Source organism: Zunongwangia sp. (genome assembly GCF_048269745.1).
Lineage (GTDB): Bacteria > Bacteroidota > Bacteroidia > Flavobacteriales > Flavobacteriaceae > Zunongwangia.
Map to the genome: position 1 here is coordinate 27173 of NZ_JBLXIB010000003.1, position 24074 is coordinate 51246.

General features: G+C 33.9%; 16 protein-coding genes. 13 read left to right on the forward strand and 3 right to left on the reverse strand.

What is annotated here, in order from left to right:
* The first annotated feature begins 297 nt into the window (after positions 1 to 297).
* The 4 genes from ACN0WI_RS04990 (at position 298) to ACN0WI_RS05005 (ending at position 6245) form a co-directional block, all read left to right on the forward strand.
* Positions 298 to 531, forward strand: coding sequence for a DUF3820 family protein (locus tag ACN0WI_RS04990; RefSeq protein ID WP_417885540.1), 234 nt, complete (start codon positions 298 to 300; stop codon positions 529 to 531).
* Positions 532 to 663: 132 nt separating this feature from the next.
* On the forward strand, positions 664 to 2283 hold the full coding sequence (locus ACN0WI_RS04995; protein ID WP_417885541.1) for a CTP synthase: 1620 nt from the start codon (positions 664 to 666) through the stop codon (positions 2281 to 2283).
* Positions 2284 to 2357: 74 nt separating this feature from the next.
* Positions 2358 to 4217 (forward strand): membrane protein insertase YidC, encoded by a 1860-nt coding sequence (gene yidC / locus ACN0WI_RS05000; RefSeq protein ID WP_417885542.1) that lies wholly within the window; start codon positions 2358 to 2360, stop codon positions 4215 to 4217.
* A 246-nt stretch (positions 4218 to 4463) separates the two neighbouring features.
* On the forward strand, positions 4464 to 6245 hold the full coding sequence (locus ACN0WI_RS05005; RefSeq protein ID WP_417885543.1) for a mechanosensitive ion channel family protein: 1782 nt from the start codon (positions 4464 to 4466) through the stop codon (positions 6243 to 6245).
* A 106-nt stretch (positions 6246 to 6351) separates the two neighbouring features.
* On the opposite strand, the gene ACN0WI_RS05010 is transcribed toward ACN0WI_RS05005, so the two are convergent.
* Positions 6352 to 8796, reverse strand: coding sequence for a glycosyl hydrolase family 95 catalytic domain-containing protein (locus ACN0WI_RS05010; RefSeq protein WP_417885544.1), 2445 nt, complete (start codon positions 8794 to 8796; stop codon positions 6352 to 6354).
* A 176-nt stretch (positions 8797 to 8972) separates the two neighbouring features.
* Between ACN0WI_RS05010 and ACN0WI_RS05015 the strand changes: the two genes are divergently transcribed.
* From ACN0WI_RS05015 to ACN0WI_RS05030, 4 genes are all read left to right on the forward strand, one after another.
* The gene (locus ACN0WI_RS05015) at positions 8973 to 9302 is read left to right on the forward strand and encodes an ArsR/SmtB family transcription factor (protein WP_417885545.1); all 330 of its coding nucleotides are present in this window, start codon (positions 8973 to 8975) and stop codon (positions 9300 to 9302) included.
* A 68-nt stretch (positions 9303 to 9370) separates the two neighbouring features.
* Positions 9371 to 10411, forward strand: a complete 1041-nt coding sequence (arsB, locus tag ACN0WI_RS05020) for an ACR3 family arsenite efflux transporter (RefSeq protein WP_417885546.1) — start codon at positions 9371 to 9373, stop codon at positions 10409 to 10411.
* Between the two features lie 78 nt (positions 10412 to 10489).
* Positions 10490 to 11035, forward strand: coding sequence for a cysteine hydrolase family protein (locus tag ACN0WI_RS05025; protein ID WP_417885547.1), 546 nt, complete (start codon positions 10490 to 10492; stop codon positions 11033 to 11035).
* A 233-nt stretch (positions 11036 to 11268) separates the two neighbouring features.
* Positions 11269 to 11640 carry a DUF805 domain-containing protein gene (locus ACN0WI_RS05030; RefSeq protein ID WP_417885548.1) on the forward strand — a complete coding sequence of 124 codons (372 nt, stop codon included), beginning with the start codon at positions 11269 to 11271 and terminating at the stop codon, positions 11638 to 11640.
* Between the two features lie 123 nt (positions 11641 to 11763).
* Here ACN0WI_RS05030 and ACN0WI_RS05035 read toward each other — a convergent pair whose 3' ends face one another.
* Positions 11764 to 13554: an alpha-L-fucosidase gene (locus ACN0WI_RS05035; RefSeq protein WP_417885549.1), complete on the reverse strand. Its 1791-nt coding sequence runs from the start codon at positions 13552 to 13554 to the stop codon at positions 11764 to 11766.
* Positions 13555 to 13701: 147 nt separating this feature from the next.
* A complete protein-coding gene (locus tag ACN0WI_RS05040) occupies positions 13702 to 14274 on the reverse strand; it encodes an RNA polymerase sigma factor (protein ID WP_417885550.1) in 573 nt (190 codons plus the stop codon).
* Positions 14275 to 14374: 100 nt separating this feature from the next.
* Here ACN0WI_RS05040 and ACN0WI_RS05045 point away from each other — a divergent pair, with 100 nt between their 5' ends.
* The 5 genes from ACN0WI_RS05045 (at position 14375) to ACN0WI_RS05065 (ending at position 24014) form a co-directional block, all read left to right on the forward strand.
* Complete coding sequence (locus ACN0WI_RS05045; RefSeq protein WP_417885551.1) at positions 14375 to 15496, forward strand: FecR family protein; 1122 nt, start codon at positions 14375 to 14377, stop codon at positions 15494 to 15496.
* Between the two features lie 102 nt (positions 15497 to 15598).
* Entirely contained in the window at positions 15599 to 19162 is a 3564-nt protein-coding gene (locus tag ACN0WI_RS05050) for a SusC/RagA family TonB-linked outer membrane protein (protein ID WP_417885552.1), read from the forward strand.
* A gap of 10 nt (positions 19163 to 19172) precedes the next feature.
* Positions 19173 to 20588, forward strand: a complete 1416-nt coding sequence (locus tag ACN0WI_RS05055) for a RagB/SusD family nutrient uptake outer membrane protein (protein ID WP_417885553.1) — start codon at positions 19173 to 19175, stop codon at positions 20586 to 20588.
* A gap of 7 nt (positions 20589 to 20595) precedes the next feature.
* A complete protein-coding gene (locus ACN0WI_RS05060) occupies positions 20596 to 22605 on the forward strand; it encodes a TlpA family protein disulfide reductase (RefSeq protein WP_417885554.1) in 2010 nt (669 codons plus the stop codon).
* Positions 22605 to 24014, forward strand: a complete 1410-nt coding sequence (locus ACN0WI_RS05065) for an alpha/beta hydrolase family protein (RefSeq protein WP_417885556.1) — start codon at positions 22605 to 22607, stop codon at positions 24012 to 24014. Before ACN0WI_RS05060 ends, ACN0WI_RS05065 begins: the two co-directional genes overlap by 1 nt.
* Positions 24015 to 24074: the final 60 nt, after the last annotated feature.

Below are 24074 nucleotides of genomic sequence, written 5' to 3' on the forward strand. Positions count from 1 at the left end.
GATAATTAAAAGCCTTCGAATGTACTTATATGCTATACTATTTATCAATACTTTAACGCTTAAAAAAGCTATACGATTATTGAAGATGTTTAAATAAAATTGGATATAACAACATTTCTAAATCAGGAAGAATAACATATTTCTTTAAATTATTCTTTTTAGATATTGTAATTTTGAAGCTTTAAAATAGAAATTCAATATCTTATGTAATTAGTATTAGCACAAAAAGGCAATCTAACTATCGGATTATAATGATTAATTAAAATACACTTTCTATAAAAAATAGAAAAAAGAATAATGGAAACTCCTCAAGAAAAACTTATAAAACTGGCTTATACTAAAATGCCTTTTGGAAAATATAAAGATTATTTCCTATCTGATATTCCAGAACCTTATTATGTATGGTTTAAACAAAAGGGCTTCCCTCAAGGGAAATTAGGAGAGCAACTTGAAGAAGTTTACGAACTTAAAGTAAATAGTTTAGAACATCTTTTAAAACAAATACGAAGAAGATATCCTAAAATTTCTTAATTTTTTTCAAAATTTTCAGTAATTCCATATCATAATTAAAACTTAAATATAAATTTAAAAGTAGCTAGAATTTCTTTTCTTCTTTGTAATTTAGCGCCCTAAATAATTGGAACGCTTCAAACTCTTTTTAAAATGGCCGAAACCAAATATATTTTTGTTACCGGTGGCGTTTCCTCTTCTTTAGGGAAAGGAATTATTGCTGCTTCTTTAGCGAAATTATTACAAGCTCGTGGATTTAAAACCACTATACAAAAACTGGACCCCTACATTAATGTAGATCCCGGAACTTTAAATCCGTACGAACACGGGGAATGTTATGTAACTAATGATGGTGCTGAAACCGATCTGGATTTAGGACATTACGAAAGATTTTTAAACGTAAATACATCTCAGGCGAACAATGTTACCACAGGTAGAATTTACCAAAGTGTAATTGAAAAAGAACGCCGTGGTGAGTTTTTAGGAAAAACAGTACAAGTTGTTCCCCATATTACCAATGAGATTAAAAATCGTATTCAAATTTTAGGTAAAAATCATGAATACGATATTGTGATTACTGAAATTGGTGGAACTGTAGGCGATATTGAGTCACTACCTTACATCGAATCGGTTAGACAATTAAAATGGGAACTCGGGGAAAATAATGCTTTAGTTATCCATTTAACTTTAGTTCCGTTTTTATCCGCTGCAGGAGAACTTAAAACAAAACCTACCCAACATAGTGTAAAAACACTTATGGAAAGTGGTTTAACAGCCGATATTTTAGTGTGCCGAACTGAGCATGACTTATCTGACGATATTCGTAGAAAATTAGCTATTTTCTGTAATGTGCGTCAAGAAGCTGTTATACAGTCTATAGATGCACCTACTATTTACGACGTACCAAATTTAATGCTTGCTGAAGGTCTAGATACAGTTACACTTAAGAAGTTAAATTTACCTGATGAAACTACTCCTAATTTAGATAATTGGAATAAGTTTTTAGATCGCCATAAAAACCCAAAAGGGGAAGTTACAATAGGTCTTATTGGTAAATATGTAGAACTTCAAGATTCTTACAAATCAATATTAGAATCATTTATTCATGCTGGTGCAGAGAATGAAGTAAAAGTCAATATAGAAAGTATTCATTCTGAATTTATTAACGAGAATACTATTAAAAACAAAATTTCTCATTTAGATGCAATTTTAGTTGCTCCCGGTTTTGGAGAACGTGGTATTGAAGGAAAAATTGATGCCGTACAATTTGCCAGAGAAAATAAATTACCATTTTTAGGAATTTGTCTAGGTATGCAAATGGCAGTTATAGAATTTGCTAGAAATGTACTTAAATTAAAAGGTGCCAATTCTACCGAAATGGATAAAAACACCAAACATCCGGTAATCGATATAATGGAAGCTCAGAAAAATATTACTCAAATGGGAGGTACCATGCGTTTAGGAGCTTGGGATTGCCATTTAAGTAATAAATCTATAATTCATGATGTGTATGGCACTGCAGATATTAAAGAGAGACATCGCCATAGATATGAATATAATAATAAATATAAAGAGCAATTAGAAAATGCCGGGATGAGAAGTACGGGATTAAACCCAGATACCGGATTAGTCGAAGTTATAGAATTACAAGAGCACCCATGGTTTGTTGGGGTTCAATATCATCCGGAATATAAAAGTACGGTAGCAAGCCCTCATCCACTATTTGTTGCTTTTGTAAAAGCTGCTCACGACTATAAAAAAGGTAAATCATAGTGCCAGTTTGGCACGTTAAGTAATATTGGTCACTTTTTTGACTAATTTTTTAAAGATTTTAGTAAAATTTTATAATGGAAGAAAAGAAAATTGATATCCAATCCATAATTGGATTTTTATTAATAGGAGGAATTTTAATTTGGATGCTGTATAGCAATAGTATGGAGGAGCCTCAAAAAGAAGCTACCCCTACCTCTACAGAACAAGTTGAAGCTGCTCCCGAACAGAATCAAAACAATAACTTTGGTAATAACGAAACTCCAACTAACACTCCTACTTCAGATTCTGCTGCAATAGCACAAGCTCAAAACCAATTAGGAGTTTTTGGATATTCTTCAACCCTACCTTCAGCAACAGAAAATACTACCGTTTTGGAAAACGACGTGTTACGTTTAGAAGTAGCCAACAAAGGAGGATATATTAAAGAAGCTGTATTAAAGAATTATAAAACCTATGATTCTATTCCTGTTTATCTTATAAAAGATGGAAATGCTAGTTTTAATTTGAATTTAACGACTACCGATGGTAGAACTTTAAATACAGAAAATCTTTATTTTGAACCTTCACTTTCTAAAAATGGTTCGGAAAACGTGTTATCTATGAAGCTTAAGGTTTCTGATGACAAGTATTTAGAATATCGTTACGCTGTAAAACCAGGAGATTATATGATGGATTTCTCTATCAGTTCTCAAGGCTTAAACAACGTGCTAAATTCAAGTAACCCAATTGATTTAGATTGGAAATTGAAAGGTTACAGACATGCTAAAAGTATTTCTTATGAAAATAGATATACTAAACTTGTTTATGAATACGAGAATGGAAAAGATAGTAGTTTAGGAAACGGTGATGATGATGAAACTGCCGATGATGTTACTTATGTTGCATTTAAACAACATTTCTTTAGCTCTATTTTATTAACAGGTACACCTTTTAAATCGGCTAAATTATATTCTAAAAATTTAGTTAAAGATGAAGAAATCGATACTGTATTCACCAAATCTTTTGAAGCTTCTGTTCCACTAGAACTTAAAGGAGGTGAATTAAGCTATAATATGAACTGGTATTATGGCCCTACAGATTATAAAATATTAAGCGATTATAATCGAAATTTAGATGAAATTGTACCTTTAGGTTGGGGAATTTTCGGTTGGATTAACCGTTATGTTTTTATTCCATTCTTCGGATTTTTAAGTAGCTTTTTACCTTATGGTTTTGCAATTATTGTACTTACTATAACAGTTCGAATTTTACTTTCTCCCGTTACTTATAAATCATACTTATCGCAGGCTAAAATGAAAATTTTACGTCCTGAAATTAACGAGATTAACGAGAAGTATAAAGATAATGCAATGAAAAAGCAGCAAGAAACCATGAAGCTGTATAGTAAAGCAGGCGCCAGCCCAATGAGTGGTTGTTTACCGGCTTTAATGCAGATTCCAGTTTTCTATGCTCTATTTCAATTTTTCCCAAGTGCTTTTCAGTTACGCCACAAAAGCTTTTTATGGGCAGACGATTTATCAAGTTACGATGTAATTGCTGAGCTACCTTTTCATATTCCATTTTATGGAGAACACGTGAGTTTGTTCCCAATTCTAGCGTCGGTCGCTATATTTATTTATATGCAAATGACGACGGGACAAAACATGCAGGCACAACAGCAACCAGGAATGCCTAATATGAAATTTTTAATGTACTTATCCCCATTAATGATGCTTTTCTTCTTTAATAACTATGCAAGTGGATTATCGCTTTATTATTTCATCTCAAACCTAATTACTATTGGTATTATGCTTGTTATAAAATATGTTATAGTAGATGAAAATAAAATTCATGCTAAAATTCAGGCAAATAAAGCCAAGCCTAAAAAGCAAGGCAAATTTGCTAAGAAAATGCAACAAATGATGGAGCAAGCAGAGCAACAAAAAAATAAATAATAAGGATTATAACTTATATTTAAAATCAAAAAAGTCGGTTAATAACCGACTTTTTTGATTTATATACTTCATTAAAAGTCTTCCTTTTTTAAGAATTATAATTTATAAAGTAATTTTTTGTAGAAAAATAAGATAGACTTTGTATCGTTACAATAGAAATTTAAAACTTAAAATCGCTAATAAATTGGAATTAAATATCTTTAGCACTTTAAATTGTTCATTTAATTAGTTCCAAGAAACCCAATTATGAAAATTAAAAGTTTTTATAAAAATTTACAGCTTATTGCTACGCTTGTGTTATTGTTTGTAAACCTTCAAGCATTCTCTCAATTTCAACTTACTCAAAATAAAAATAATAAAGAAGACAATAAACAAGAAGAAGAAACCTATGCAAAAGATCCTTTAGGTAGAAGAACTCCCAGAGGAACTGCTTCTGGTTTTTTGGAAGCTTTAGCTGAAAATAATTATTCTAAAGCTAAATTTTATTTTAACACCAAATCCAATATCCAGAATACTGATGTAATTAAAAAATTAGAAAATTTACTCGATTATAGTGGCTATTTGTTTCCTTATTCTTGGATTAGTAACGATCCAAAAGGGAATTTAGAAGATAATTTGCCCCCTAAAAAAGAAAAAGTTGGATCTGTTACAGTAGATGGAGATGAAATTGATATTATTCTAGAACAGATTAAAGCTCCAGATGGTGGACCAATCTGGGTTTTCTCTAAAGAAACAGTTTCTGATTTAAAAAAGGTAGATATCGATTCTTTATCTACTCCTTTGATTCAAAAAATAATTCCGAAAAAATTTAACAAATGGAAATTAAGTGGAGCACCATTAATAGATTGGATTATTATGCTAATAATAGGTGGCCTAGCCTATATATTTTCATGGGGAATCACTTATTTCGTTGAAAATATTTTACCAAAAATATGGAAGAAGACTGGTGAAGAACCTTTCTCTATAATTATACATGCATTGGGTTTACCTGTGCGTTTAACCATTTCCATCTGGTTATGGGGATATACGGCTCAACTAATTGGTATATCTATTTTAATCCGACAAAAATTTAGTTGGATAAGTATAATTATAGGGGTCATTGCTATACTTATCTTGTTCTGGCGTTTAACCATTTTCTTATCCTCTTATACCGAACGGAAATTATATAGCAAAGGAAACATATCTGGAGTATCGGTTGTTTTATTTTTGAAAAGAGCTACTAAAATAGCCATTGTAGTTATTGGTATAATTATAGTTTTAGGAGTTTTTGGAATAGATGTTACAGCAGGTATCGCTGCACTTGGTTTAGGTGGTATTGCTATTGCGTTAGGGGCTCAAAAAACAGTAGAGAATTTTGTAGGTAGTGTTACTTTAATTGCCGATCAACCTATCCGAGTTGGCGACTTTTGTAAAGTAGGAGACGTTTTAGGAACTATTGAAAAAATAGGAATGCGTTCTACCAGAATAAGAACCTTAAACCGAACTATTGTTACTATCCCAAACGGTAATTTTTCTTCTGCTGAAATTGAAAATTATACTCACCGAGATCAATTTTGGTTTCATCATACCTTTGGGCTACGCTATGAAACTACTCCCGATCAAATTCGTTATTTATTGGTAGAACTTCGAAATATATTATACGCGCATCCTTTAGTTTCTGAAAATCCAGCTCGAGTTCGCTTTTTAGAATTAGACTCACATTCTATAAATTTAGAAATATTCGCATACATCACCGTACAAAACTATGATGAATACCTAGAAGTTCAAGAAGATTTATTGCTCAGAATGATGGATGTGGTTGAGGAAAGTGGTTCCGGTTTTGCTTTCCCTTCACAAACACTTTACTTATCTAGAGATGAAGGTGTTTCCGAAGAAAAAAGTGAAAAAGCAGCACAGGCTGTAAAAAAATGGAAAGAAAATAACGATCTTCAAATTCCACAGTTCGATCATAAACACATAGATGATTTAAAAGGCAGCATACCTTATCCTCCGGAAGGTTCTGTTCAAAACAAAAAAACAGATGACTAACAGCAAAAAGTTATATAGAATTAAAAATCCCCAGAATTTTGGGGATTTTTGACTATAATACGTTTTTATAAGCACTATTTCATAGCTCTATATAATATATAACTTATTACCAATTAATGGTACAACTCTCTCCTTTTTCTAACTGAATTTTCTTTTCGGTATCTTCATATTTCAGTACTGTTTCACCTGATTTTCTAGCAGTAATGGTTGAATATTTTAATTTTCCTTTTTCCCAATTTAAATCTACAATAAACCCACCTCGAGCACAAATACCTGATACATTACCTTCGTTCCAAGCATCTGGTAAAGCAGGTAATAAATAGATCTCATGACTATTAGATTGCATCAACATTTCTACAACTGCAGCTGCTCCTCCAAAATTTCCATCTATCTGAAATGGTGGATGCGCATCAAATAAATTAGGATATGTTCCTCCATGTCCACTATGTTCTCCATTAAAATTATCAGGATCTACATAACTCAATAATTCTCGGTACATTTTATACGCATGGTCTCCGTCCCATAACCTAGCCCATAAATTTATTCGCCAACCTTTAGACCAACCGGTTGTCTCATCTCCTTTAATTTCTAAAGTTTTAACACTAGCCAATGCTAAAGCAGGAGATTTGTCGATATTTATTTGTTGTCCCGGATACAATCCATACAAATGTGATTGATGCCTATGCTTTGGATTTTCATCTTCCCAATCGTAATACCATTCTTGTAAATTTCCTTTTTCCCCTATTTTATAAGGCAATAACTCTTCTTTAGCTTTAGCTACTTCTTTGGTTAAATCGTTAGCTATATGTAATACTTCTGAAGCTGCTAAAAATTCAGAGAACAATTCTCGAATCATTGCAACATCTGCTGTTGCTCCGTATAAAGTAGCACCTATATAACCATCTGGTGTTACATATTTATTCTCTGGAGAAGTAGCTGGAGATGTAATATAATATCCATTCTCATCTTTCACCATCCAATCAAGACAAAACTTCACAGCGCCCTTCATTAAAGGATAGGCTTTTTCTTTTAAATATTCAGAATCTTTAGTAAAAGCATAATGTTCCCACAAATGACTTGTTAACCAAACACCACCCATATTCCAATTCGCCCAATTCGGATCACCTTGTCCAAAATCTCCTACAGGATTGGTTAATGCCCAAATATCTGAATTTTGAGATGCCGACCATCCTTCTGTTCCATAATACGTTTTAGCTGTAATTGCTCCGGTTTTTGATAGATTTTCGATAAATCCTAATAAAGGTTGATGCAGTTCAGATAAATTTCCTGTTTCTGCCAACCAATAATTTTCTTCTAAATTGATATTTAACGTATAATTACTACTCCATGGCGGACGCATATACGGATTCCAAATTCCTTGTAAATTAGCAGGAACTTCCGGTGTTCTTGATGAAGAAATCAATAAATATCGTCCATATTGGAAATACAGAGCTTCCAGATTTTTATCTTCTTTTCCTTCTCCATACCGCAACAAACGTTTGTCAGTTGGAAGTTTTGGAGCGGTTGTTTCACCCAACGTTAGTGAAACACGATTAAAATAATGCTGATAATCTTTAATGTGTTTCGCTTTTAATTGCTGAAAAGATTGTTCTAAAGCACGTTCTAACTTTTGGTCTGCAATTTTTTTATAAGGCTTCCCTTCAGTTGCCGGATTTTTATCAAATCCATTAAAACTTGTTGCTTCAGTAATATAAATAGTAGCTTCAGAACTATTTGAAATAGCTATATAATTCTTTGTGATTTTCACTTTACCATCTGTATGTGCTATTTTATAACGTAACGAAAATCGAGTTCCTCTTTCAGCATCAAATTGAATTGCATCAGGCATATCGCCACGATAATTTGGTTCTACATGATAAGGAGCATACCCGTTTACTTCAAAAATCTGATTATTTTCAGAAGGAATTACTTTATATTTTAATGGGCTATCAAATTTCAGTTTTAGATTTAGTGCATTTTTTTTATCAGCAGTTAATTTGATTACCATTACCTCATCAGAATGCGATACAAAATATTCTCGCTTATAATTTACACCATTACTTTGGTAAGAAATATTTGCTACAGCTTTGCTTATATCTAATTTTCGCTTATAATTTTTATAATTTTCTTGATCTTTAAATTGTAGGGTAAATGTTCCTAATGGCAAATAAGACTCTGAAAATTTTCCCTGAAGTTTGTGTTGTAATTTATCGGCTAACTGATAATTTTCATTCTTTAGAGCCTCTCTTATTTTAGGAACATATTTATACGCACTAGGATTATTATTTGGAGTTATAGGTTCACCAGACCATAAAGTTGCATCATTTAAATAAATGCTATCTACCTGAACTCCTCCAAATACTGTTGCTCCCATAGTTCCATTTCCTAGCGGTAATGTTTCCTCGAAATATGTAGCTGGTTTATCATACCAAAGGATATGATCGGATTGTGCAAGGGATTTATTAACTATTGATAAAAAAATAATCGAGAAAAAAATATAATATCGATCTACCAATTCTCCAGCTGGTAAACGATAAATAGACATATTCATAAGTGATTTTTGAACATTAAAGATTTGCAATAACAGTTTTTAAAACCATAAAGTTAGTGGCTTTTATAGTTTTTTGCAGTATAAATATTTAGAAAATTAGATCTATAAATTGATATTTTTAAGAATAAAACTATTCTTATAATTAATTATCGTAATATTGCAATATATTATTTGCTATGGGGATTACGAAAACCGAATTTTATAAAGATGAAGAGAATAAGATAGCTGCTATTTCTAAAGTTATTGGGCATCCTGCAAGAGTGGCCATTCTTAAATATTTATTTGAATTAAAGACTTGTGCTTGTGGTGAATTAGTAGATGAAATAGGACTCGCTCAACCTACTATATCTCAGCATTTAAAAGAACTTAAAAATTTCGGAATCATAAAAGGATCTATTGATGGTACCAAAATGTGTTATTGTATTGATGAAAAGAAGTGGAAAGAAATTGGTGAAATTATGAGTGATTTCTACAATCAAATACCTACAAAAAATGATTGTTGTTAAAAAAAATTCTCTTCATTAATCGTAATATTACAATAAAGCAATAAAATTTTTATATTAATAAACCGATCATGAATAGCACTAAAAAACTTAACTTTTTAGATCGTTTTTTAACGTTTTGGATTTTTATAGCCATGATTATTGGCGTAGCTCTAGGAGCAACCTTCCCTAGTATAGGTGAAAGTATTAATGCATTAAGCAGTGGTTCTACCAATATCCCTATTGCAATAGGTTTAATTGTAATGATGTACCCTCCTCTAGCTAAAGTAAATTTCAAACTACTTCCTAAAGTATTTAAAGATGTAAAAATTCTAAGCATCTCTTTATTATTAAATTGGATAATTGGTCCGTTTTTAATGTTCTTTTTAGCTATTATTTTTCTTCCGAACCATCCTGAATATATGATAGGGCTTATTCTTATTGGTTTAGCTAGATGTATAGCCATGGTTCTTGTATGGAATGATTTAGCCGATGGCAATACAGAATATGGAGCAGGTTTGGTTGCCTTAAATAGTATATTTCAAATTTTTGGCTATAGCTTTTATGCCTGGTTATTTATAACAAAACTCCCTCCTTTTTTTGGATTCGAAGGAGCTATTGTAAATATTTCAATTCTTACAATAGCAAAAAGTGTAGCTATTTATTTAGGAATACCATTTATTTTTGGAATTTTAAGTAGACTTATAGCTGTAAAATTCAAAGGAGAACAATGGTATAAAGAAAAATTTTTACCAAAAATATCACCCCTCACTCTTATTGCTTTATTAGCGACAATTGTAATTATGTTTTCATTAAAAGGAAATATGTTATTAGAAATTCCCACAGATATTTTACTAATTGCTTTACCAATGGTAATTTACTTCGGAGTAATGTTTGTTATTGGTTTCTTTATAACAAAATTTTTAGGTGCAGATTACGGCAAAAATGCTGCAGTTGCTTTTACAGCTGCAGGCAATAATTTTGAGTTAGCAATAGCAGTTGCTATTGCTGTATTTGGTTTGAACTCCGGACAAGCTTTCACCGGAATTGTAGGACCACTAATAGAAGTTCCTGCTTTAATTTTACTAGTTCGTGTTTCTTTTTGGTTAAAGAAAAAATTTTATACCGAATAAAAAGAACTATAAAATCAAGCATTTTCAATTTATAAATTTTAAAAACATGCTGGATTTACACTATCCAAAATAAAAACTATGAGCAAAGCATTATTAATTATAGACATCCAAAATGACTATTTTAAAAACGGAGCCATGGAACTTAAAAATCCCATTCCTGCAAGCTTACATGCTAAAAAAATAGTAGAAAAATTTAGAGAAGCATCAATGCCAATTGTTCACATTCAGCACCTATCAAAATCTGCAGAAGCAAGCTTTTTCTTACCAAATACCAAAGGACAAGAAATACATAAAAATGTAAAACCACTACCGGATGAAAAGATTATTGTAAAGAATTATCCTAATTCATTTTTAGAAACTGAACTACTAGAGTATTTACAATCATTAAATATCACAGAACTTGTAATTACCGGAATGATGACACATGTTTGTATTGATGCAACTACCAGAGCTGCAAAAGATTTTGGTTTTAAATGTACCGTAATAAACGATGCCTGCGCAACTAGAGATGTCAGTTTTAATGAAAGCCTCGTTAAAGCAGAAGATGTTCATCATGCCTTTCTAGGAGCATTAAAAATGTTTTATGCGAATGTGATTTCTACAAACGAGTTTCTTTCTAAATAATTTTTATTGAATTTATATCCGGATTAAACCTTAAAATTTAAATATTTTACGAATATTGGGTTATCGCTACTTAATTTATCCTATTAGATTAGTTGACTATTTTTAAGACACCCTGTTTTCAGGGTATATTTTTTACCTATTTTCCGTAGTTTTTGTGTTTATTATTGCATATATATTTGCATCAAATCAATTTCTTTTAAGAAGAAAAATATATACTCTAAAACGCAATTATTATGAAGTGGTTTTTAAAAGGACTAAAACAGTACACCGATTTCCAAGGAAGATCCCGAAGAAAGGAATTCTTTATGTTTAACCTATTCAATAGCTTGTTTGGCATTCTCCTAATGATAATTTCAGCTATTTTAGCGAAATTATTAAACAGTGAGGTATTTATATTATTATATGTACTCTATCTTTTCGCCACTATATTACCATCTATCGCTTTAACAATTAGACGCTTACATGATATTGGTAAAAGTGGATGGACTATGCTTGTTAGTTTTATACCAGTTATTGGAAGTTTTTGGTTACTTTATTTATTAATAACAGAAAGTGAACCAGAAGAAAATGAATATGGAGCAAATCCAAAGCTTGAAGTTTTATAAAGCTATATTACTGTTGTTTTTATCCATAATTACCCTTTCAGAGCTTTTTGAAAGGGTAATTTTATAAATTTAATTATCATAATTGAAAAAGTGATGAGCTCTAAAAAATGGAAAATATAATAATCATTCGGTCTCAATTTGAAAGCCTACAGCTATATTAAAAGGCATTTCAGCAGGACAATTAATAATAAGATCTTGATCTTCCTGTTTCCAGTCAAGTTTATTGTTATATCCTAATAACCTGACTTTTTTTATTTTATTAGATAGAAAACTATCCTTAAGCCCTAAGGATTTGATTTTCAAAATTTCTCCTACTTTAGGAACAGTCATTACCCATACATATAATTTACCATCTTTGCCTTTGGTAAACCTAATGTCAGCGGTGCTAAACTTATGGTTTGCTTGTCTAGCTCCTATTTTACCGCCAGGCAATACATTAAGTTTATCATTTTCTCCTTCTCCAATGATTTCCCAGGCATAGCTGCCATAGATTCCTTCTCCATTTATTTTCATCCACTCTCCCATTTCTTTAAGCATTTGCTTGCTACCGTTATCTAAGGAACCATCAGGGAGAAGAGATACACAAATACCAACATTACCATCACGTGCAACTTCTTCCAGTAAATATCGGATAACAGCTTCAGAACTATAGGTAAAGCCAGGAGCATAAAACCAATCTCCTACTGGTGTTTCAGCAATCCAAGCCTGATCTGTTTTGACATGTTTTGGTATACTGCCCTCTTCGGTATTTACAGTACCGTTAGTCTTTTTTCTAAATTTCACTATGCTGAAAACATCAACTTTTCCTCTTCGTTTAAGCGTCTTATTGTAATAATCCGCAATAACATTTTGCATAGCGTTTGATTTATATCCCGTACCTGTACCATGACCACTAAAAGGTTGTTGATCAGTTCCATCTGTATATATAAAATCAGGTTGGTATTTATCTACAGCATCCATCATACGAGCTGCCCACCATTTACTGTACCAATTAGCAAATTTAAGATGATTTTTAAAAATTCCGGCAGGTGGTGGACTCCAGGCAGAATTAGCAGCAGTACCCACGCCTTGATATTCCCTGAGATTTACACCATAAAGCAATCTGGGATCATAACCTTCCCACCAAGTACCTTTCCCATCCTCAAGACTTAGATTTCCATCGTAAGGTACGCCGGCAAGTGGACCTTCTTCATCAGCCTGAAATGCAGTTTGCCACCACCACCAAGAGTATTCATGATGAAAAGTAATCCCAAAACGTATATTTGTTTTACGAGCCGCATTCGCCCATTCTTTTAATAAATCGCGCTTCGGGCCCAAATTTTTAGCATTCCATGGTTGATACTTAGAATCCCAAAGATCAAATTGATCATGATGGACCCCTTGAATAATCAAAAATTGAAATCCTGCATTTTTATAAATATTTACAAGTTTTTCGGGATTCAGTTGTTCTGGGTTCCATTCCCGCAAAACTTCTTTATACCCTATTTTAGAAGGATGTCCAAAATTTTCTAAATGATTTTTATACGCTCTTGTTCCTGGGGTGTATAGTCTTCTTGCATACCAATCACCACTATTACCTGAAGATTGTGGCCCAAAATGCACCCATAAACCTAGTTTTGCCTCTCGTAACCAATCAGGTGTACCCGGATAATTTTGTTCAATAGAAGCCCATGTAGGTTTATACGGGCCAGCGGTAATAGGTATATCAATCGCTACTTGCCCAAAAGTATCTGAACTCCCCAAAGAAACCGAATTTTCTGGAAGTGTATGAGTATCAGGTATAGGAGGTAATTCATAAACCATTTCTTCTGCTAAATGTTCTTCTGAAATAGCCGTATAATTTTTACATCCTAGCAATAAAGCAGGTATGGTAAGAATTGATAAAGTGAAAAATTTTAGTTTGGATATAAACATTATTTACAGATTTAGTAAAAAATTTTTTAGTTTTATTTTAATAAAAGAGCTTTGAGATATAAAATCTTATAAAAATTACTAAAATTACTTATAAATTCCTGACTTAAAACAAGAAAGACTAAAAAATGATAATAATTTTATAGATATCTAAATCCATTTCTTTACTGAAATTAATGTAAGATAAATATCAGGCCTATCTTTAAAATCTTTCCGGAGTCGTGTATACGCAATACGCAATTGAGCCTCAACTGTTTTAGTTGAAATTTGCAGTTTTTTAGCTATTTCTTTATGTGAATAACCTTGTTTTTTGTGCATTATCAAAATAAGTCTACATCGCTCTGGTAAACTCTCAACAGCTTTATCAATAAGTTTAAGTTTATGCTCAAGCAAATCGTCTGATTCTTCTACAAGATTTATCAGGGTTTCACTTTTAAGTTGATCTAGATAGGTTTGCTGTTTCTTATTTTTTCGATAATTATCTATAAATAAGTTATAAGCAGTACTGTAAGTATAGCTTTTAACCGATATATTTAAGTTTAGCGTATCTTTTTTCTCCCAAAGTTTAATAAATGTACTCTGTGCAATATCTTCAGCATCAGCTGCTTTATCTACATACTGCATTAAATAAGCTATTAAGGGCTGGTATAATACGTCATAAATGAGGGTAAACGAGTGCTCATCACCTTTTTTAAGCAATTCGTTTAGGGCCTTGTTGTTCATAGGAATCACACATTATGAAGTAAAGGTTAAAAAAAAATTAATTTTTTTTAAGGGATATAAACTTTTTTTTCGTCACTAGGGTGATTTATGATTGAAAACAATGGAAAACGTTGATAATTTAATATTAAAATTTCAGAATCATTGCATAAGTGATGAGGAATTGATACAGCTTGAAAAGTGGGTAAAAAGCAGTAAACGAAATACATATTATTTCAAAAGTGCGATTGAACAGGATTATCTGTTAACTGTTTACAGCCGTAGAGATGAAAAACTTCCAGAACTTGAAGATATTTTCCAGCAGCGAAAACCTTCCTCTCGAAGAATTATACCAGCCAAGCGACTTAAATATGCCGCTATTTTAATACTAAGTTTTTTTGTGACGGGTTTAGGATATTTCTATTTAAATAATCAAGTTGAGGAAGTATACAATCCAGGCCAGATCACCTTTACCTATGATAATGGAGAAACCATTAATCTTAATGAGAATAAACAAGGTACCTTAACCGATAAATCTGGGAATACCCTTGGAGTTCAGAAGCAAGGTGAGCTAGATTTTACTACTTCAAGCAGAACGTCTACTACCTATAATACTATAAAAGTACCTCCTGGAAAGCATCTTAGTCTTTTACTGGCAGATGGTAGCCGGGTTTATCTGAATTCAGAAAGCACGTTGCGTTTTCCAGAAAATTTTCCTAATACCGGAAATAGGGAAGTTTATCTTACCGGAGAAGGTTTTTTTGATATCTCAAAAGATACCGAACATCCTTTTCTTGTAAATACTGAAAAACTACAGGTTGAAGTATTGGGTACACGCTTTAATGTAAATGCTTATAAGGGGTCAAAAAAGATTACAACAACTCTTGCTGAAGGATCTGTGAAACTAAAACAAGGGAAACAACAAACTACACTGGTACCGGGAGAAGCCGGAACCTGGAGTAAAGCAAAACAATCCATAACAGTAGCTAAAGTAAAGGTAGCGAACAATACAGCCTGGGTAGAAAATCGCTTGTTATTTATTGATGAACCCTTTGAGTCAATTATTGAAAAAATAGAGCGTAGTTATGGCGTAAAAATCATCAATAACAACCCCGCACTTAAAAAGATTCACTTTAATGGAGATTTTGACTTGAATACAGAAAGTGTTAAAGATGTACTAGATGCTTTTACAACAATAGATTTTTTTGAATACTCTTACAAAAACAACATAATAACCATTAATTAACAGCTTATGAATTAAATTTTAACTCACAAAAAGAGGATGCACCAACATCCTCTCTAACTCACAATTAATTATTTACTACAACAATTAATAGTTTACAAAATTATGAAAATTAAACATTTAAAGATGAAGGTTTCAGTCATTTTAACCTTGTTTTGTGCCCTACAGATGTTTGCAATAAAGGGTAGCGCCCAAAAATTCAATATTAATCTGGAAGATGCTAAAATCGCTACAGTGATCGATCAAATCAAAAAGCAAAGCGATTATAAATTCTTCTACCGTGAAGATTTACTTCAAGACGCCTGGAAGGTAACCATAAAAACAAACAGCACATCTATTAAAGATGTATTAAAACAGCTTTTTACTAATTTACCGATAGATTACGTAATCAAAAAGAAACAGGTAATTCTTAAATCCAAAACTACTCTTAATAAAAATGATCAACCATCGAATAACACATGGACTTTAGATCAACAAGAGATTTACGGAAACGTTAGTGATCAAAATGGTTACCCACTGATGGGGGTCACCGTATGGCGCAAAGGTACACGTACTGGGACGGTAACTAATGAAAAGGGAAACTACCGTATACAGGCTACTAAAGGAGATACCTTAGTATTTAGTTTTCTAGGTTTCAAAAAGATAGAGAAGCTAGTAGAAGGAGATAAGACCTTAGATATAATGATGCAAGAAGATATAAATAGTCTTGGAGAGGTAAAGGTTCTATCTACTGGTTATCAAAATATTAAAAAAGAACGAGCTACTGGTTCCTTTTCGGTAATTAAATCTGAAAATTTGAAAAAAATTAATTCAAATAATGTGATGAATCAGTTAGAAGGAAGGGTTGCGGGTTTACAGATAGACCTTCTTGCGTCTGATAATACGTTTGTATACGGTAACCAATTTGGTGAAACGGAAGGAAATACTAGTTACAAATATAGAATTCGTGGGCAGTCAACGTATAAGGCCAATGATAAACCGCTTTTAGTTATTGACGGGGTTCCTTCAGAACTAGATATCAAAAACCTGAATTCTAATGATATCGAGAAAATCACTTTTTTAAAAGATGCAGCTTCGGCTTCTATTTATGGTGCGAGAGCTGCTAACGGGGTAATTGTCATCGATACTAAAAAAGGAAAAAAAGGAGCAACCCGTATCAACTTTTCTCAAAACTATACCTTTTCCAGTAAACCTTCGCTCTCTAGTCTACCTCTTATGAACTCCAGTGAGATACTTGATCTTGAGCAAGAGTTTGTTGAAAAAAATATTATTATTGACCCGCTGACTGCAGGAGGTTTATACAGTTCAGTGCCGGTAAGTGCTGGGGTAGAATTTTTATTGCAAAACAAGCGTGGTACATTAAGCGATGCCGATCTTGCAGATAAACTCTCAGTATTACGCGGTCGCAACAACTACAGCCAAATTGAAGATTACATGCTTCAAGCTGCTTCTTCAACAAATTATAATCTTTCAGTAAGCGGGGGACAGGATAAGTATTCTTTTTTCACTTCGGCTTCTTATGCTAAAGAAGAAACACAAAGTAAAGGGGTAGATGGTAAACGCCTTACGTTAACGGCTAATCAGAACTTTGAGTTATTCGATTTTGCTAAAGTGTCAACCAGTCTTAAAGGATCATTTTTCGACTTTAATAAAAATGGCTTAGGTATAAGTCCTTTACAAGCATCGCCAACTACTTTTTTACCTTATGATCAAATAGTAGATGGAGCAGGTAATTCGGTAGATTATTACCGGGCTTTTTACAGTGCAGATATACAAAATTTTGAGCAGGCCGGTTATTTGCCTTGGACCTACAATTACATGGATGAATTAGCCAATGCTAATAATGGTATTAAAGAACAAAATTATTCTGCTAATATTAGTGTAACCCTACCTCTTTTTGATGGTTTATCGGCCATGGGGACTTATTTTATTGAGCGTTCCAATACAAAGCAAGATCAAATTTATGGTGAAAATACCTATTACACCCGAGACCAAATTAATCAGGCTACCTACCTTAATCCTACAACACAGCAGCTAACAAGAGGCATTCCTTTGGGAGCTATTTATAAGAAAAATAACTATACTGAAAGTAGTCAAACCATGCGTGGCCAACTTAATTATAACAACACATTTGGGAAGCATACGATAGATGCAATCGCAGGTATGGAGCTACGCCAAGTACGTACCCAAGTATCAGGAGGAGATCTTTTTGGTTATAATGAACGTACTCAGCGGTCTACAGATTTGCCATCTACCACTTACACCAGTGTTTACGGGTATAATAAGAACATTAGCTATAATCAAACAGCAACCGATCAAAGACGTCGTTTTTTATCCTATTATGCAAACGCTGCATATACCTTTGATACCAAATATGTGTTATCAGGTAGTGTTCGCCTAGATGATTACAACAATTTTGGTGTAGACAAAAGTTATAGACGTACGCCTTTATGGTCCACGGGTTTAAAATGGAATATGAACCGCGAAGACTTCTTAAAAGATGTGGAGATAATTAATAACCTGAGTTTTAGAGCTACCTATGGTTTTAACGGAAACATCAGCCTTACTACTTTTCCTTTTACAAACATCTCTATTGGCGGTACAGACTATAATTTATCCAGACTTCCCTATGCGTTCATTGCAGCCCCTGCAAACCCTGCCTTACGTTGGGAAAAAACAGGCGTGCTGAACTTTGGCCTCGATTTTAATCTGTTTGATAAGAGGCTGGGCGGAAGTGTAGAATACTATGTAAAAAATAGTGATGATCTGATTCAGGACTTTCCGGTCTCTGAATTTTATGGACTACCTAATAATAATACCCTAACCCGGAATACAGCAACCTTACGCGGAGAAGGGGTAGATATTAACCTAAACGGCGAGTGGTTAAGAACTCCCGATTTTAGTATCAATTCAACCTTTATTTTATCGTATAATAAAAATGAGGTCACAGATTCGCGTTACGAGAATTATTCCACTTTCCTAAATGGTACCGCAAGTGCACCACCAATTGTGGACTACCCGCTTAACAGTGTTTTTGCTTTTAGGTCTGCAGGCCTGGATGAGAACGGCTCTACCATTGTATACGACCGTAATGGAGAAATCGTTGATGCCTTCACCCCTTTAACCGAAATCGAGGACATGCAATATATGGGCACAAGCACGCCTAAATATTACGGAAGCTTTGCCACGACATTCACCTATAAGAAATTGTCACTTTATGCTTTGGCGACCTATAAACTGGATTATGTGTTATTTAAACCCAGTTTTGGAAATTACGTCTCACGATACGGATCTTTTGAGAAATACGATTTGAACAGCGATATTGCAGATCGATGGAGAGTACCTGGGGATGAAGCAAGTACCAATGTTCCCGGAGCTCAGGGGCTTGGTGGATATAGTTTAGGTCGGTATCTGTATAGCACTGATCGAATTATCGATGGAGATTATATACGCTTGCGTGAAATTTCATTGAGTTATGATTTTTCTGATTTAGTTGCCAACACCTTTTTACGGAATGCTTCTTTATCTCTTAGTGCTCGTAATTTAGGCTTAATCTGGAGAGCAAATGATGATGATATAGATCCGGATTTCTTGCCGTATACCAATGGTAACCTTATACGTATACCACCCACAGCAATGTATTCAGTAGGTGTAAACCTTAATTTTTAATTCGATGATTATGAAAAAATATTCTTTATATATCCTTTTTATCTTAATAAATGTAGCTTTTGTAAGCTGTGATGATTACGTAGACATCAAGACCGAAGGCCGTCTCTATCCTGAAGAGACTGAGAATTACCGATATCTTTTAAATCAGACTTCAATTTTTGATGTCTCTTACAGTTTAGTAGATGTAGCCTCTGATGATATTGAGATGAGCGTAAACTATGCGACCTTTTTTGAGAATAATTATGGGACTTCAGATTATTACCGTCCTTTTAAAGAAACCTATAAATGGGCAGATTCCGTTTATTATATGGGCGATACGGATAATGATCTTGGCTTAATGTACCAAGGGCTTTATACCGCCAATGTAGTAATTTCAGAAGTGCTGACCAGCAATAACGGCACCGAAGCAGAAAAGGCCTCCCTACAGGCTGAAGCTTTGGTGCATAGGGCATATATCTTTCTGGATTTGGTAAACATTTTTGGAAAAGCCTATGATGCCGAAACCTCTGAAACAGATTTGGGAATCCCCATGTTTACTGAGCCTACGGTAACCGAAGATATAACCCGTGCCAGTGTTAAAGAAGTTTACGATCAGATTGTTAGTGATCTGCAACAAGCTATTGATGGTGGGCTTTCACCCAAACGTACCGGGATTGAGGTAGGATTCCCATCGTTAGCCAGTGCACACGCGTTACTTGCCCGTACGTATTTGTATATGGGGCGTTATGCCGAAGCTCAGGCTGAGGCTGAAAGTGCTTTGAGTTTACAAAGCAGTTTGCTAAACATGGAGGACTATATAGATACCCCAGATTCTGGCTGGCCAAGACGTATTGAAAACCCGGAATTGATTTTATCTAAAATGAGCATCAGTTACTATAAAGATGCCCCCACCTTACTTACTTTAAATGATGAATTGCTAAACAGTTTTGAAGAAGAAGATTTACGCTATCAGTTATATACAAGACCTATAAGTGAAATGACTAATGATCAGGTTACTAGAGGAAGGGCTTATTGCGAAGGGCTTCTTACTGGAGAGAAACGTAATGCAGGACCAACCGTTCCGGAAATGTTACTAATTAAAGCAGAAGCAGAGGCACGTTCCGGCGATGCTGACGCAGCTATAGCTAGTATCAATATACTTCGTCAAGCACGATTTAAGGCAGAAGATTACAAACCTCTTACTGCTGCAAATGCAGATGAAGCGTTGATTAAAGTACTTGAGGAACGACGTAAGGAACTTATGGGAAAAGGAGGTTTTCGATGGTTTGACCTTAAGCGACTCAATAAAGATCCGCGTTTTGCTAAAACCATTTCCCATAGTTATATAGATGAGGTTTATACACTTGAACCCGGAGGGGACCGTTACCAATTTCCTTTTGCTTCCGGTTTATTTCAATATGCACCTAATCTGCAACAAAACCCATAACACACCTATGAAATTATTTAGTATATTAAAGATTATACCAGTTTTTACCCTGCTCCTATTTAGTAACACCTTTACAGGTAAGCTTTGGGGGCAAAATCAAGACGAAATTTTTAATGTAGAACCCAGATATCCCAAAGGTGGAGATCGGGTTACCTTGAGCTACGATGCTTCGCAAACACCTCTTAAAGATGCTGATAGCCTTACAGCTATCGTTTATACCTATGCTGATTTTCAATGGAACGTTAAAGACTTAAATCTCGAGCGTACCGATAAAAATATTTGGCAGGGTCAACTAAAATTAGAACCAGGAATTGCACTTATAAACTGTGTTTTCTACGCAAAAGATATGATTGACCGTGGTGGTGCTAATACATATACTTGGATGATTAATAAAGCCCCTGGATCATATTCAGGCTGGGGGATTATCCGTAATCCACACATAAACGAAGATTTTCCACAACAGCTGGATTCCCTGTCTTTTATTGAAGATTCGGTGACTTTAATGTGGCTTAATAATGAGATGAGGGATAATCCTTCTAGTAGATCACATATTTTTTATCCAGGTCTGCGTTTGCTAAAGCGTACCAAAGCTGAAGACCAGACTGGGCGAATAAAAGAAGAGCTCAATTATATTTTAAGTCTTCCTTCGCTTAATATTAGTCAGCAATATGACGTACAGCGTAGTCTAGATTTGATCACGGGAAATGAGGATTATGTAGATTCTATTCAGGAAGTTTTGCTTTCCAAATACCCAAATGGTGTTCTGGCTAGAGATCGTGCATTAAAGAAATTATTTCGTGAAGCTGATTTTAAGGAACGCGTAGAAGATTACAACAGATTTCTAAAGCAATTTCCAAAAGAAAAATTTAAAGAAATCAGCTCGACTGTGGAGGAACTTTACTATGATAAATTGTACCGTAGCATTGCTTACACGTATATAGTAAATAATAAAGATTACAGTTTTGTTTTTGATAATTTAAAAAATGCTTCATACACTAATCTAGTAGATTATGCTTGGCATTTAGTGAGTATTCCGTACAACAACGAGAGTATGTCCTTAGATAGTTTGCAATTATTTGCAAATCGTATTTTTCCAGAAATGGAGCTTAGAGAAAATGAAATCCCTAAAGCTTATCATGGAAAAATTTCCAAAAATCAATGGAAGGCTATGGCCTTGAAAATAGCAAGTTCGGAATATCTAACCTATGCTAAAATTTTAAATAATCAGCATAATTATAAGCGTGAGGCTTATTATTTAGACAAAATTGAGGAGCTGCTGAAGTATAAGAATACTGAATACAATGAACTGTATACACAACGACTTGTACGCCAAAATAAAACGGATAAAGCAGTCAAGTTTATAACCCTTTGTCTAAGGCAAAATAACACTTCTCCTGCAATGCTTCAGGTTTTGAAAAATCAATATCTAAAGGCAGGACATCCAGAAGCTGATTTTGATGAGTATGTAGAATTACTTAAAGAAGGAAAAGAAAATCAGAAAGAGAAAGAGACACTATTGACCGAATTAATAAAAAAGCCAATCGAAGATTTTTCTTTGGAAAGTTCGCATGGAGGCATGGTTAATCTCAAAGATCAGCTTGGTAAAATTGTCGTGATCGATATGTGGGCTACCTGGTGTGCACCTTGCAAAAAGGCGATGCCTGGGATGAAAATGGCTGTAAATCATTATACTGAAGACTCGGACGTAAAGTTCTACTTTCTGGATACTCAGGAATATGTAAAGGATTATAAGAGCAAAACAGCTGCATTTATCAAAGAAAAAGGATATCCTTTTGAAGTGCTTTACGATGCAGTTAATCCAGAAACCGGTAAACCGGATGCAATTTATGCTAAGTATGCAAAAGCTTTTCAGTTTTCAGGAATTCCGCAAAAATTGATTATTGATCAAAATGGTTTTTTAAGATGGCGTTCTACAGGGTATGAGGGCAGTCCCAGTGCTCTGGCAGACGAAATCAAAACCATAATTGAATATTTAAAAACTGAATCTAAATCCTAATGAATTTAGTCAGAATCTATATAATTTTCTTACTTTTTGGCTTAGGAACAGGAGTTTCTTTGGGACAGAAGAAATGGCAGGGACGTTATCACGCTAAGCGTTTGCTCATTGAGAAAAGTCAGATGGCGAATGACAGAGATTCTTTCTTTTTAAGCAGTCCAGAGTACTATTATAAACGGATTCCGCTTCAGCAAAATTATTTGTATGATAGTCTGATTTTAAAAAACAGAGAGTTTAATTTAGAATTTATAATCAAATCTGATTTAGATAGCTCGTTTACTGCATTATTCACCAATCATGAAGAAATTAACCTGGTTAAATTCCGTCAGGTAAGTAATTTGCAACCACACAGTTATCCTCAGCATCCTAAAGGAGACCTGCCCTATGTAAGCACAGAGCTTGTATTTAAAGGCAAGAAAACCGGCATTGATTATGGGGGAACGTTGGTTATCCCAAATGGAAAAGAAAAATATCCACTGGCATTACTACTTAATGGTACCGGCCAACAAGACCGAAATTATACCTACAGTGGACATCAGTTTTTCACAGTATTGGCCGATGCTTTGGCACGTAAAGGGATTGCATCATTTAGAGTGGATGACCGAGGAATCGGAAAAACTACCGGAAATTTTAAAACCTCAGCAATTAGTGACTTTACGAATGATGCCCGTGAAGCGCTGGAGTACTTGAAAAACCGTAAGGATATAGATAGTCGTTTTATGGGTTTAATAGGTCATAGTGAAGGTGGCGTAGTAGCTTCAAGGCTCACTGCAGTAGACAAAGATGTTCGGTTTATGGTAAGCCTCTCGGGCGTGGGGGTTTCAGGGCTAGAGATCCTTGATTTACAAAACACTGCTATTTTAAAGACGTCCAAGATGCCTGATAGTTTGGTAAACTTGCATATGGCTTTATACCGAGAACTTTTTAGTATTGTTTATCATAATCAGAAGCCGTATAGCCTTAAAGCAGAATTGGAAAACAGTGTAAAAAACTGGATAAAAGATAAAAGCCCTGAGACGCTTAAAGCCCTGCAATTAGCTGACGGTAGAGACCAGACGTTGATCTACCGCTTTTATAAAAGTGCAAAAACCAAGGCATATAAAGAAATGATTTTATATGATCCTAGACAGTATCTTTATAAAATAGAAGTTCCGGTTCTCATCCTTAATGGCGATACTGACATTTTTGTACCGGCTTACGAAAATGTAGCTTCTTTCAAGGAAAATCTTGTAAATGCTCCAGTGGTGACAACTAAAATATACCCAGGTCTAAATCATATGTATCAACATTGTAAAACTTGTACTTCAAGAGAAATAAGTACGCTAGATGAGGTATTTGCTCCCGAGGTTTTACAAGACATTGAAAATTGGATTCTTAAGCAATTTAAATCCAAAGAAATCGATAACTGAAAAAACCTAGTACTTACTTATAATCAATTTCTAAAAGAAAGAATCTATGAGAGTATTCCT

What these genes read in the sequence shown, in the direction of transcription:
- ACN0WI_RS04995 (WP_417885541.1), top strand. Translation starts at nt 664, where the DNA reads ATGGCCGAAACCAAATATATTTTTGTTACCGGTGGCGTTTCCTCTTCT.
- arsB (WP_417885546.1), top strand. Translation starts at nt 9,371, where the DNA reads ATGAATAGCACTAAAAAACTTAACTTTTTAGATCGTTTTTTAACGTTT.
- ACN0WI_RS05050 (WP_417885552.1), top strand. Translation starts at nt 15,599, where the DNA reads ATGAAAATTAAACATTTAAAGATGAAGGTTTCAGTCATTTTAACCTTG.
- ACN0WI_RS05060 (WP_417885554.1), top strand. Translation starts at nt 20,596, where the DNA reads ATGAAATTATTTAGTATATTAAAGATTATACCAGTTTTTACCCTGCTC.
- ACN0WI_RS05035 (WP_417885549.1), bottom strand. Translation starts at nt 13,554, where the DNA reads ATGTTTATATCCAAACTAAAATTTTTCACTTTATCAATTCTTACCATA.
- ACN0WI_RS05030 (WP_417885548.1), top strand. Translation starts at nt 11,269, where the DNA reads ATGAAGTGGTTTTTAAAAGGACTAAAACAGTACACCGATTTCCAAGGA.
- ACN0WI_RS04990 (WP_417885540.1), top strand. Translation starts at nt 298, where the DNA reads ATGGAAACTCCTCAAGAAAAACTTATAAAACTGGCTTATACTAAAATG.
- ACN0WI_RS05015 (WP_417885545.1), top strand. Translation starts at nt 8,973, where the DNA reads ATGGGGATTACGAAAACCGAATTTTATAAAGATGAAGAGAATAAGATA.
- yidC (WP_417885542.1), top strand. Translation starts at nt 2,358, where the DNA reads ATGGAAGAAAAGAAAATTGATATCCAATCCATAATTGGATTTTTATTA.
- ACN0WI_RS05010 (WP_417885544.1), bottom strand. Translation starts at nt 8,796, where the DNA reads ATGAATATGTCTATTTATCGTTTACCAGCTGGAGAATTGGTAGATCGA.
- ACN0WI_RS05040 (WP_417885550.1), bottom strand. Translation starts at nt 14,274, where the DNA reads ATGAACAACAAGGCCCTAAACGAATTGCTTAAAAAAGGTGATGAGCAC.
- ACN0WI_RS05055 (WP_417885553.1), top strand. Translation starts at nt 19,173, where the DNA reads ATGAAAAAATATTCTTTATATATCCTTTTTATCTTAATAAATGTAGCT.
- ACN0WI_RS05045 (WP_417885551.1), top strand. Translation starts at nt 14,375, where the DNA reads ATGGAAAACGTTGATAATTTAATATTAAAATTTCAGAATCATTGCATA.
- ACN0WI_RS05065 (WP_417885556.1), top strand. Translation starts at nt 22,605, where the DNA reads ATGAATTTAGTCAGAATCTATATAATTTTCTTACTTTTTGGCTTAGGA.
- ACN0WI_RS05005 (WP_417885543.1), top strand. Translation starts at nt 4,464, where the DNA reads ATGAAAATTAAAAGTTTTTATAAAAATTTACAGCTTATTGCTACGCTT.
- ACN0WI_RS05025 (WP_417885547.1), top strand. Translation starts at nt 10,490, where the DNA reads ATGAGCAAAGCATTATTAATTATAGACATCCAAAATGACTATTTTAAA.